This window comes from Bacteroides caecigallinarum (genome assembly GCF_021530995.1).
GTDB lineage: Bacteria > Bacteroidota > Bacteroidia > Bacteroidales > Bacteroidaceae > Phocaeicola > Phocaeicola faecigallinarum.
The window spans coordinates 1-12,937 of the sequence record NZ_JADYTF010000021.1; the positions used below are offsets into that span (position 1 = coordinate 1).

Below are 12,937 nucleotides of genomic sequence, written 5' to 3' on the forward strand. Positions count from 1 at the left end.
CACTTGGAAATCAGGATTTTACTGTCTTTTGCTTTTCTTCAAAGTGGTGCCACCAGGAATCGAACCGGGGACACAAGGATTTTCAGTCCTTTGCTCTACCAACTGAGCTATGGCACCGTTGTTTCTCTTTTGCGATTGCAAAGGTAGGCATTTTTTTTATATTACCAAACATTCTTGTGAAAAAAGTTTCAAAAAAGTGCTTTTTGTGGTTCGAAAAGTATTTTTTTTATGTTATTGCAATTGAATAATGCTTATTGTTGTGTCTATTATTCTATATATCCTGGATTTATCCTAACATCGTGGACTTCCTGTTATGAAACAAATGATTTTAGACTTTGACATTTAATGAGAACTTTATCACCGTTTGCAAGTGTGGTGGCAAAGATATAGACATCTCCGCCTTCTTTCAGCTTGAGTTTCTTTCTCAAGTCATCGACGGTTGATGGAAAGTTTCTTATAGTAAGATTTGCTTTCTCAAGGTCTTTAAGGAAGGCCTTGAGATTTTTTTTCGCAAATGTAGAAACCTCTATTACCTTAAATCGTCTGCCTGGAAAGTCAATCAGTTTATCAGAAGTATAAAGCTGGCTGTTCTGATGCAGTTTATTAACACAGAATTTCTTTGCAAGTATTTTGAATGCTCCAGCTTTCAATATTGCTGCTCCCGGTTCATAAAGGTACTCTCCAATGTTGTCAGAATAGTTTATCTCTGCTGATTTTTCCTCTTCGTAGGTGAATTCCAGATGCTGTGTCTCTGAGTTATTAACAAGTTGTTCACAACTTATTTTTAAGTTATCAACAGCTTTTTCATCTGATAATGAATGTTTTGATAAGATTATAACAAGTTCCTTACATTCGTTATTAACAGATATGATGTGAATACTGTTGATATGTTTAAGTGTTTTCATTGCCGAGTGCAAATCCAGCATAGGTGACAGCTTTATCATTACCGTACTGCCTTTTTCAACAAGTAGTTCCTCCATGCTGCTCACGTCAGGTTCGCAATCGGTTATTGCTACAGTTTTTCCTCCATTGCTGTTTCTTCTTGCAGGATCAAGGTATATGCAGTCCACGGGCTCCATATTTTTCAGATACTCTATTCCGTCTGTATTGTGGACTTCAATATGATTTAATCCAAGTATCTTAAAGTTATGTCTGGCAATATCACATAATTCTTCCTGTCTTTCTACATAGTGTGCATGCTTGAATCCAGAGGCTATGAATGAACAGTCTACACCGAAACCAGATGTCAGGTCAGCAAAAGTTTCCCCTTTCACCAGTGATGCCTTGAATCTTGCTGTAACTTCAGATGAACATTGCTCCATAGAAAGATGTTTGGGATAGATTATAGAATCTATTTTGCTCCATGAAGGAATCTTTTTCTCAGCAATCTGCCATCCGGCAATTTGTGTCACGGCTTCGTTTATGTCCACCTTTCCATCTTTTTTTGATTGGAGAGCCAGTTGTCTTACATCATCTTTACGGTGCTTGTTGATAAATTCTATAGTTTCGGGTGATAATTTGCTCATGAAGTTATAAACAGGATTGTTAATCGTTTAGCGGAATAGATATATTGATTAAATCAAATGCCAGCAATGTCTGTATGAAAACATTGCTGACATCCTATAAGTGTGGGCTTGTTTTTATTTTAAAGGATTCCATCCCTGAGCTTTGAGCTCAAGTTCGTTGCCGTCTCTTGTCACAAGCGCACAGCCAAGTTCTTCTTTTGTGATATGACCAATCACTTTCACATCCTTTATCTGTGAAACTGCTTCATGCATTGTCAGTGGAACAGTGAAAAGAAGTTCATAGTCTTCTCCTCCGTTTAAGGCACAAGTGCTGAGGTTCATATTGAACTCTTCTGCCATAACGGCTGTCTGATAGTCTATAGGAATACGTTCTTCGTAAACACGGCATCCGCATTTGCTCTGGCTGCATATATGCATCAGTTCGGATGAAAGTCCGTCGGAGATATCCATCATTGCAGTAGGTTTGATACCTGCTTTTGCCAGTTCTTCGATGATGTCCTTTCTTGCTTCCGGTTTAAGGAATCTTTCCAATAGATATTCCTTACCGGCGAAGTCAGGCTGTACATCCTTGCTTCCGTTGAACACGGCTTTTTCGCGTTCCATCAGCTGAAGTCCCATATATGAGGCTCCGAGGTCACCTGTCACGCAGATAAGGTCTGTTTCCTTTGCGCCGTTGCGATAGACCACGTCTTCTTTTCTTGCTTCGCCTATACATGTGATAGATATTGCAAGTCCTGTTACAGATGAAGTGGTATCGCCGCCCACTATGTCAACATTATGCAGCTGGCATGCCAGTTTCAATCCTTCGTAGAAATCTTCCAGGTCTTCAATACAGAATCTTTTTGATACGGCAAGTGAGACTGTTATCTGCTTCGGTGTTCCGTTCATTGCGTATATGTCGGAAAAGTTTACCATTGCCGACTTATATCCCAGATGTTTCAGCGGTGTATATACCAAATCGAAATGTACACCTTCCATCAGCAGGTCTGTAGTGACGAGAACCTGACGGTCGCTATATTCCAACACGGCAGCATCATCGCCGATACCGTATTTTGTTTCGTTGTTTACTAACTTTATATTGTCGGTCAGATGTTTTATCAGTCCGAATTCTCCCAAAGTGGAAATTTCTGTTCTGTTTCCTTCGTGCATGATTATATAATTGTTTATACTCTGTTTATAAGTTCTTTCATTATGCTGGTCATCCGTGGTTGAGCGGCATCGGCAGCCTTTTGTACTTCTTCGTGCGATACTTCCACTATCTTGCCTTCCACTCCCAGGTCGGTGATAACCGATACACCGAATACTCTGATTCCGCAATGGTTTGCCACAATCACTTCCGGTACTGTCGACATACCTACAGCGTCAGCTCCCAATATTCTGAACATCTTGTATTCGGCAGGAGTTTCAAAAGTAGGTCCCTGGGTACCGATGTATACTCCCTTCTGAAGTTTGATACCTTTTTCAGCTGCAATTTCGAATGCCTTTTCAATAAGTTCGTGCGAATAAGCCTCGCTCATGTCCGGGAATCGAGGACCGTAGTCTATATTCTTGCCTCTCAGCGGATTGTCCGGGAAGAAGTTTATATGGTCCGTAATAACCATCAGGTCGCCTATTTCGAAATCAGGATTAGTTCCACCTGCTGCGTTCGATACGAAAAGTGTCTTTATGCCGAGTTCTCTCATGACTCTGACAGGGAATGTCACTTCTTTCATCGAGTAACCTTCGTAGTAGTGGAAACGTCCTTGCATTGCGAGGATGTCCTTACCTCCAAGTTTTCCGAAGATTAGCTTGCCGCTGTGTCCTTCTACTGTCGATACGGGGAAATTCGGTATCTCTGAATAAGGTATTTCATACTTGTCGGTAATGTCGTGTACCAAGCTGCCCAGTCCTGTGCCCAGTATAATTGCTGTCTCAGGATTTGTCTGCATCCTTGCTTTCAGGAATGCTGCTGTTTCTTGAATTTTTTCTAACATACTCGGTTATTTTTTGGTTGAACTTTATTGTTTCGTTGTTCAGAAAGCTTACTTCCACAGGCAGAGCGTAGATATATGGTTTCAGTTCTTCGCTCAGGTGCGGGTGAGTGGTAAGCCTTGCCGCATCTTTCTCTGTTGTTATTATCATTCTTCTGCCTTCGGGCATCGACATAAATCTGCTTCTGAGAGTTTCCATATCTTCCCGGCTGAAGTTATGATGGTCAGCAAATACCATTGACTCTATGTTTCCGGTGTATTGCCTAAGCTTGTCAGTTATAGCCTTTGGCGATGCAATTCCGGTGAGCAGCAGTATATGTCTGTCCGGTGATATATCCTCAGGCTTCATTTCGTCGTTATTCCCCTGACGGAATATGCGGTACAGATTTCCGTACTTCATATATGTGAAGAACACTTCCTGCTCTGCTGTAGGAAATATTTCATAACGCAGTCTGCGCATCTCTTCTGAAGTCATGTTCTCCGGACATTTGCTTACTATGATAATATCAGCCCTGCTTTTTCCGCTTTCCGGTTCCCTTAGTCGTCCGGCGGGTAGGAGAGTGTCGTGACGGATACGTCTGTTGTAGTCTATCAGCAGTATGTACATTCCTGCCTTGACATATCTGTGTTGATATGCATCGTCCAGCACTATTACCTGCTTCTTGTCACGGTTGCCGGTCTTTACGATAAGATTGTCAATACCGTTGCATCTGTCACTGTCGGCGGCTACATTGATATCCGGAAACTTCTGCCACATCTGGAAAGGTTCGTCTCCTATATCCTCTATAGTGCTCTTACCTTTCTCTGCCAGAACGAAACCTTTCGATTTGCGTTTGTACCCGCGGCTCAACACGCACACACTGAATTCATCTTTCAGCAGTCTTATCAGATACTCAGTGTGAGGCGTTTTCCCGGTTCCACCCACTGTGATGTTTCCCACGCATATCACCGGTATCGGGAAACTCCTTGATTTCAGAATATCCCAGTCGAACAGCTTGTTTCTCAGCCATACAGCCATGCCGTATAATGCCGAAAAAGGAAGCAGGGGAATGTATATGCGAGGTTTGCTTTGTTTCATCTTCGTGTGGTTGGAACTTTTATACATTTTAGTTTATAGATATCTCGAAAGGCATTCTTGCCTGTAAGCGGTCAGCCTTGTCGAGGTTCTTTATCATCATGAATCCGTTGTAGAATTCTCCGAACGAATCTTCCAGTTTGCTGCTTATATATCTTTCAGGCTTGGCGTTGCTGATGAGGCTTGTGATGAAATCCACTTTCTTAGGATAAGAGGCTACCTTGTAGTCTCTTATACCACAAAGCTCAGAAGCTTTCTTGATAGCACATTCCAGATTTCCCAATTCATCAACAAGTTTCAGCTCTTTAGCCATTTCGCCCGACCATACACGACCTTCGGCAATCATTTTCAGACTGTCAATAGGCATATTTCTGCCTTCAGCACATCTCTTGGTGAATAGTTCGTAACCGCTGTTCACCATACCCTGTATCAGCGCACCTTCTTCGGCATTGAACGGACGGCTCATGTCTCCCATATCAGCAAGCTTGTTGGTCTTTACACCGTCTATTTTAACTCCAAGTTTCTTTGTGATAAGTTCAGATGCATCAGGAATCATTCCGAATATACCGATAGAACCAGTAAGGGTAGTTGGCTGAGCCACAATCCAGTCGGCAGCACAAGAGATATAATAACCGCCTGAAGCAGCATAGTCACCCATAGAAACCACTACCGGCTTCTTTTCCTTCAGCAGTGTCACCTCACGCCAAATCTGTTCAGAACCGTATGCGCTACCACCCGGTGAGTTCACTCTGAGAACTACGGCCTTAACATTGTCGTCATTTCTCAAGTCACGCAAATGTTTTGTCACTTTTTCAGATACGATACCTTCATTATATGGATCTGCAGCATTGTCTATTTCTCCGAATGCATAATATACAGCTATTACGTCTCGGCTCTTCACTGTTGAAGGCACTGCCAGATTCTTCATATCGTCCAGAGTCAGTGTGTTCAGAGTAGACTTTTCGCTAATGCCTGTAAGTTTTTTAAGATATGACAATACCTCATCCTTATACATCAGCTGGTCTGCCAGTCCGTTTTCCACGTATGCTTCAGCAGGCTGGAAGTCCATACATTTGTCGGCCATTTCATTCAGTTTTTCTACTGAGATGTTTCTTGATTCTGATACTTCGTTTACTATTTCGTTCCAGATTGACTGAGTGAAAGCAAGGGTCTGCTCTCTGTTGGCAGGACTCATTTCTGTAGCGATGAACGGTTCTACGGCTGATTTGTATGTACCTACTCTGAATATCTGCATTTTTACACCCACCTTGGCAAGCAAGTCTTTCAGGAACATAGTCTGTGCAGACAGTCCGTGCCATGAAATACTTCCCGAAGGATTAAGGAAAACCTTGTCGGCTACGGTAGAAACATAGTATGCACCTTGAGTATAAGCGCCTGAGTAAGCTACAACAAACTTTCCTGATTCCTTAAAGTCTGCTATTGCAGTTCTGATGTCCTGAAGCGATGCAGTAGAACAGGCAAAAGCTTCGGCATTGATAAGCATACCTTTAATTTTAGGGTCATTTTTAGCTTTCTCTATTGATGCCAGGATATCTTCAAGCCCTCTTGTAGTTATTTCTTCACCCAAAATCTGTTCGAATGGGTTATCTTCATATCTTTCCACTACGCTACCTTTAAGGTCGAGCACGAAAACTGAATTTTCCTTCACTACAGTTGCCACTTCGGTAGTAGCCACCATTCCGCCTATAACTGATATACCAATTATGAGCAATACGAAACCGGCAATCATCATTCCGATGATTGAGGCAAATGTCATTTTCAAAAAGTCTTTCATATAAAATAATTATTTAGATTGTTCGTTATCTTGTATATGCCTTAATACAGTTAAGGCAAAGATAGCAATTTTTGTACAAACAGGGTAAAAATGGATAAATCTAATCCTTGATCTTGTATTTTTGTCTTGGATGATTGGGTGTGCCTGGATATAGCATTTCTAATTGTTTTTCTTTTACCAAGCGTGGAAGTATGACATCTGATACATATTTTACCTTTCTATGTAGCCGTTGAGCGATTTCTTCTTTATCCATCCAGTCCTGACATATACTAATTACAAGTAAATCCATTTGGTTTTTTGATAACCTTTTTTTGTGTGAATTGATACTATTATCATCCGAGGTTCCCCTATAATCGTCTGAGGTTCCCCTATAATCGTCTGAGGTTCCCCTATTATTATCCATAGGTTCCCCTATAACTTTTAAAGAAACTTCGCTATTGGATGAGATAATATCCTCTTGTGATTGCTCTATGGATGTAAATAAATTGTTGTTAATGTTTTCCGGGAGAAGATATCTCGTGCCTCTTCCATACCATTGTGCTACAAGTAGTCCGCTTTGGCACATTTGTTTTAATAAAACAGATATTTCCCTTTTATGAAGATTTAAAGAATAACGCAATCTTTCGTTTGTTACACTTCCCTCATCACATGTCAAAGCCAAAATAGATAATACATCATGTTCAAATGTGCCGGCTACTCTACCAAATTTCTCCTCTAATCTTAATTTTGTATTCTCAGATAGCAGGGATTCCATTGGCATGATAAGTTCAACTTTGTCAGGGTTTTGATGCTCATTTATTATTGGTGCTCTCCAGTTGGATTCCTTCCAACCTTTTAAGATTTTGTCAGTTCCACTTCCTGCTTTTTCTGCAACTCCAAGCATTGAGAACATTTTTTGTAGAGACTTGTTCCTGCAGACGCTTTCACCACCTGAATAGTATTGCTCCTTAGATACAAGCATTGTCCCAGGATTAGAAAATATAAAAGCATTTGTGTTATGTTTCACAACAAGCGAAGCGTCTTCAGTATAGTCGGCATGTACACAAAGATTAATAAGAGCTTCTCTTACAGCTACATGAGCTGGCGTTTCTTCCTTTCGGATGTTTCCTTCTAATTTAAAAGGCTTCGGTAGTACAGATTGCAGTCGTGGTAATACTCGCTGATAGAAGTTGAATAGATTAGCTTCCCAAGTGCCATCTGAACATATGCGGTTTGTCCATCTCACATTCTCGTCCTCTGTTAGGTGTTCGCGGTAATCCGGGAAAAAATTCGGTGTACATTCGATGTCGGTTATTGATTCACTTTTACCGAACATTAGCAAACCTGCAACAGTGAATCCTTCTTCACCTGTTTCTCTGTCTTTACGGTATCCTCCTAATTTTTTGAGTAAATCAATGTCATTCAGTATTAACCATGGATGGTCTGGTGAAGATATACTAAACTTTTGTCGGTATGCCCGGATTGTTTCCATATCAATGTCGTCCATAGTATAGTTTTTCAATATGCGGCTATCGGCTGGATGTTGGTCGTCAGCGTCAGCGAACATACGTCTGACTTCTTTTTTCGAACACTTATAATCACCTTCATAATTACGTTTGTAAGTGCCATTGTATGGATCTGTAGTTTTGAATACAGGTCTTTGGTCTTTACCTGCTCTCGGAATAAAAAAAAGTAAAAATCTATACCCTTTATATTCTGCATCACTTACATTATTCTCATTCATCAGATTACAGCTTATGGTGGAAGGATTGTTTACACCATTCCAAAAATCCTTTTTGTATTTTTCTATTTGCTCTTCTGACAAGCCATTTAATGAAAACTTACCATTTGTTTCTTTTACACCAAACACTATGGTCCCTCCATCTGTATTTGCAAAAGCTGAATAAGTTTCCCAAAAACTACTTGGAAAACCTCCGGCTGCACCTTTGAACTCAATATCATCGCACTCTGTTTGATTAAGAAGAGTGTCGAGATAATTGTTGAAGTCTTGTATGTTTCTTATATCTATCATTACTTTCAGTGTAGAGTCTATATATCAGTTTGTTTGATTGTCGTTAGGATTATAACCCTCGACACCGTAAATTTAATATTTATTTTTCGAGCTACAAATTTTTTCAAAAGAAACGGCGTGATAGACAATGTCCTACTGTCTGTCACGCCGATACTAATTCTGTTATACTCTTATTCTTTATTTTTGTTCGTAGCCTTCATACAGAAAGAATATCTGTCCGTTTTTCTTTTCCACTGTGACCTTTCCTCCTTCCTTATTAAGATTGAAAGGAGTCATGATGTCCGTTTTGGCATCTACCACCATAAGTGCGTTTTCTTCTGCAAATCTGTTTATCTGGAATGTGATGTCGGCATTATTCATCGTGCGTGCCATTATCAGACTGTCGTTGATGAATATGTTCAGCGAATCACCGGCAAATGATTTTGTCAGACAGATTTCGTAGATGTCTTTATAAGTATGTTCGCCGCCTGTTTTCTTTTGCGAACGGAAACCGAGATAGAGGAAGAGGCATACGATGAAGAATACTCCGAAAGCCAGGAGTCCGTTGCCTACCATAAACTGTTTGTTGCTTTCTATACTTTTACTCATTCTGTATTATATATGTTTATAACAACAAAAGTAGTAAAAAACTTGATAATTTAAGGTTTACAGTAAATTTTAATGCCGATAAATACGGATATGAATGTTATTCAACCTCCAGAAATCCTATTAAGAAAGCGTCTTTACATATTCCTATGCTAGAACTGAATTGGTTTACAATTCAACTTTGTTGCACTTGGCTGAATGGGAAAAAATGGAGAAGTTTCTTGTTAAATAATTTAATAGTCCGTTTTTTTATGTGTACATTTGCAAAACCTTGAGAACAAATAATCAGTGGATTATAACAATTAAATATATTATGAAAGCAAAAAATGAAACGAAAAAACTGACTCGTGTGCTTACTATGTGCGGACTGGCAACAGCAACAGTTGCTATGTCCTGGAGTTGCACGGGAGCTGGAGCGTCGACAGAATCTTTCGAGCGTTCTGATTACTACACTCGTGGCATTGGTCATTATCCCGGAAATCCTTCTGAGGATTTTTCTCCGGAATTGAAGCCGGATGATACATACCGTAATATAGCATTGTTTCGCGCTGCATATCAGTCGTCAAGCCATGACTATAATCTTGTGGCACAGCTTGTGACCGATGGTGTTATCACTGATAAGGAACCACAGTATTTGGATTTGATTACTCCAGATGGTAAAAAACCGCGCCGCGAGCGTGAGTGGATGATTGACCAGGGACCTTATTCACGTAATGTAACTGTTGGTGAGGATACTTATTTCCAGTTTTCTCTGAATAATTACAGCAAGAAGGCCGATCAGATTTATATGCGTGGCTCAGTTGCATATAATGCGGATAAGGCAAATAAAGGTTATGAAATCATTTGTCAGGGTTCAAACGACGGTAAGACTTGGGAAGAACTTGGCAAATCAAGCGGAAGCGGTCTGCCGGGAAAGGCTTCTTCATACAAAATGCACTCTGACCCTAACAAGCAGAGCGAAAAAGGTGATCTTCCTGTAAGAATTATCGATCAGACTGTCAGTCTTGATAAAACAGGTGATTACTCTTATTATCGTGTTTGCTTCAAAATGCCTGGTGCTGCATTCTGGACACTCATGGATATGAATTTCCTTTATCAGAATGATATTGTGGAAATGAAGCCTTCGCAGTTCTATAACAGTGCATGGATGAGTGAGACAGACAAGCAGGAATGGATATATGTTGACTTGGGAAGTATTTCTTCATTTGACAAAGTGGTTTTGCACTGGGTAAACAAGGCTTCTAAAGGTAAAATCCAGACTTCAAACGATGCCAAGCAGTGGAAAGATGTGGCAGAGTTGCCTGGCGGTGAGTCTTTGACTGACGAAATAGCTGTTAAGGGTAATGCCCGCTATGTGAGAGTGTTGATGGAACAGCCTGCCAGCGAAGGCCATTACATCCTGAGCGAAATGGAAGTGATGGGTAAGGGCGGTTTGAAGGCTCAGCCTGTTGCCCGTCCTGCTGCGGCAAACGGTGAGATTGTTCTATCAGGCGGTAACTGGAAATTGCAGCGTGCATCCGAAGTGACTGCTAAAGGTGAGGAAATCTCTACAATCGGTTTTAACCCTCAGAATTGGATTGTGGCAACTGTTCCGGGAACTGTGTTGAGCAGTTATGTAAATGTAGGTGCCGTGCCTAATCCGAATTATGCGGATAATCAGCTTTGTATTTCTGAATCATTCTTCTATTCTAATTTCTGGTATCGTGATGAGTTTGAAGTTCCTGCGGATTTCAAGAAAGAACGTGTGTTCCTGAACTTCGACGGTATCAACTGGAAGGCTAATGTTTATCTTAACGGAAAACAGGTTGGAAGAATCGAAGGTGCATTCATGCGTGGCAAGTTTGATGTAACTGACGCTATTGTTGCTGGCAAGAATGTTGTTGCTGTTGAGATTATAAAGAATAACCATATCGGCGCAATCAAGGAAAAGAACAAACAAAGTACGGACTTCAACGGTGGTATCCTTGGTGCGGATAATCCTACGTTCCATGCCACTATCGGTTGGGACTGGATTCCTACAATGCGCGGACGTAACATCGGTATCTGGAATGATGTGAAACTTACTACAACAGGTAAGGTTACTGTGGCTGACCCATTGGTGGAAACTGTATTGCCTCTGCCGGATACGACTTCTGCAAAACTTACAGCTGAGGTTATCGTCAAGAACCATGATGCTGCTGCAGTGAAAGGTATTCTTGAAGGTAAGATTGGTGATGTGGTGTTCAATCAGCCTGTTGAATTGGCAGCAGGAGAGGAGAAGACTGTTGTGTTTGACGCTGACAAATTCGAACAGCTCAACATAAAGAATCCACGTTTGTGGTGGCCTAAGGGTTATGGTGCTCCTAATTTGTATGATGCGAACTTCACATTGAAGGTAGATGGTCAGGTTTCCGACTCTAAAGATTTCAAGGTTGGTCTGCGTCAGATGACATTCAACGAGGACAACAGAATACTTAATATGTATATCAACGGCCGCCGTTTCATCGGTCGTGGTGGCAACTGGGGATTCAGTGAGTCAAATCTGAACTATCGTGCGCGTGAATATGATGCAGCCGTAGCATATCATGCAGATATGAACTTTACAATCATGCGCAACTGGGTTGGTATGATTGGCGACGAAGAGTTGTATGAAGCTTGTGATAAGTATGGTATAATGATATGGCAGGACTTCTGGTTGGCAAACCCTGCAGACGGACCGGATCCATATTATCCTGAAATGTTCATAGCAAATGCTGAGGACTATGTTCGCCGTATCCGCAGCCATGCTTCTATTGGTATTTATTGCGGACGTAACGAAGGTTTCCCACCTGAAACAATCGACAAGGCTTTGCGTCAGATTGTGAAGGAAGAACATCCTGGGTTGCACTATATCTCAAGTTCTGCCGATGATGTAGTCAGCGGACACGGTCCGTACCGTATGCTTCCTGCCAAGACATACTTTACTCTTGAAACAGGTAACGACAAGTTCCATAGTGAACGCGGTATGCCAAACGTACTGACTTACGAAGGATTCCAGCGTACATATTCTCCTGAAGGAATGTGGCCTCAGTCTCACGAATGGGGTATGCACGACTATACATTGGAAGGAGCCCAGGGAGCAACTTCATTCAATGAAATCATTGCCAAAGGTTATGGCGAAGCCCAGAATGCAAAAGAATTTACTGAAAAAGCTCAGTGGGTCAACTATGACGGTCACCGCAGTTTGTTTGAGTCACGCAGCAAGAACCGTATGGGTCTGTTGATGTGGATGAGCCACTCTTGCTGGCCTTCAATGGTATGGCAGACTTATGACTATTACTTCGAGCCGACAGCTGCTTATTTCGCAATCAAGAAAGCTTCCGAGCCATTGCATATCCAGTGGAATCCGGCTACTGACGAAGTGGAAGTGGTCAACTATAGTGCAGGCTCTCACAAGGGACTTACTGCTAAAGTTCAGGTGTTGAACATGGATGCCACTGTTGCTTGGGAAAAAGAAGTGAATGTTGACAGCAATGAAGACACAACAAACAAGTGCATCAAACTTGAATTCCCTCAGAATATCTCTAAAGTTCACTTCATCAAGATGTGGCTTATCGAGAACGGCAAAGTTATTTCTGATAACTTCTATCACAGAAGTCTGGAAGAAAACAACTATCAGGATTTGAACAAGCTTGAGAAAGTCCGGCTTGCTTCAAATGTAACTTCCGCTAAGGGTGAAGATGGAAACTGGACAGCTACAGTTGTTGTTGAGAATACAACAAAGACTCCGGCTCTTATGATCCGTTTGAATGTTGTAGGCGACAATGATGGCGACCAGTTCTTGCCAATATTCTATTCTGACAACTATTTTGCATTGCTTCCGGGCGAGAAGAAAGAAGTCAGCATAAGATGGAAAGATGTTGATACACGTGGTAATGCTCCTGTTGTTAAGATTACAGGTTTCAATGTGGAGTAAGATTTTCACTTATCATTAAATTTAAACGGCATTTAAATGGT

Annotated in this window: 8 protein-coding genes and 1 tRNA gene; 1 reads left to right on the top strand and 8 read right to left on the bottom strand. The window is 41.2% G+C overall.

Annotated features, from left to right (window positions below; all coding sequences use genetic code 11):
* Positions 1-44: 44 nt before the first annotated feature.
* From I6E24_RS04825 to I6E24_RS04860, 8 genes are all read right to left on the bottom strand, one after another.
* A tRNA-Phe gene (locus I6E24_RS04825) sits at positions 45-117 on the bottom strand.
* A gap of 194 nt (positions 118-311) precedes the next feature.
* Complete coding sequence (locus I6E24_RS04830) at positions 312-1,526, bottom strand: class I SAM-dependent methyltransferase (RefSeq protein WP_235326689.1); 1,215 nt, start codon at positions 1,524-1,526, stop codon at positions 312-314.
* 114 nt (positions 1,527-1,640) lie between these two features.
* On the bottom strand, positions 1,641-2,675 hold the full coding sequence (gene thiL, locus I6E24_RS04835) for a thiamine-phosphate kinase (RefSeq protein WP_235326691.1): 1,035 nt from the start codon (positions 2,673-2,675) through the stop codon (positions 1,641-1,643).
* Between the two features lie 14 nt (positions 2,676-2,689).
* Entirely contained in the window at positions 2,690-3,499 is an 810-nt protein-coding gene (locus I6E24_RS04840; protein WP_235326693.1) for a purine-nucleoside phosphorylase, read from the bottom strand.
* Positions 3,438-4,574 (bottom strand): tetraacyldisaccharide 4'-kinase, encoded by a 1,137-nt coding sequence (gene lpxK / locus I6E24_RS04845; protein ID WP_154044939.1) that lies wholly within the window; start codon positions 4,572-4,574, stop codon positions 3,438-3,440. The genes I6E24_RS04840 and lpxK overlap by 62 nt, the downstream gene beginning before the upstream one ends.
* A 28-nt stretch (positions 4,575-4,602) precedes the next feature.
* A complete protein-coding gene (gene sppA / locus I6E24_RS04850) occupies positions 4,603-6,366 on the bottom strand; it encodes a signal peptide peptidase SppA (RefSeq protein WP_235326695.1) in 1,764 nt (587 codons plus the stop codon).
* Positions 6,367-6,466: 100 nt separating this feature from the next.
* Positions 6,467-8,377, bottom strand: a complete 1,911-nt coding sequence (locus tag I6E24_RS04855; protein ID WP_235326697.1) for an RNA-binding domain-containing protein — start codon at positions 8,375-8,377, stop codon at positions 6,467-6,469.
* A gap of 177 nt (positions 8,378-8,554) precedes the next feature.
* Positions 8,555-8,965 carry a hypothetical protein gene (locus tag I6E24_RS04860; protein ID WP_235326699.1) on the bottom strand — a complete coding sequence of 137 codons (411 nt, stop codon included), beginning with the start codon at positions 8,963-8,965 and terminating at the stop codon, positions 8,555-8,557.
* A 310-nt stretch (positions 8,966-9,275) separates the two neighbouring features.
* Here I6E24_RS04860 and I6E24_RS04865 point away from each other — a divergent pair, with 310 nt between their 5' ends.
* Positions 9,276-12,896, top strand: coding sequence for a glycosyl hydrolase 2 galactose-binding domain-containing protein (locus I6E24_RS04865; RefSeq protein WP_235326701.1), 3,621 nt, complete (start codon positions 9,276-9,278; stop codon positions 12,894-12,896).
* The last annotated feature ends 41 nt before the right edge of the window (positions 12,897-12,937 follow it).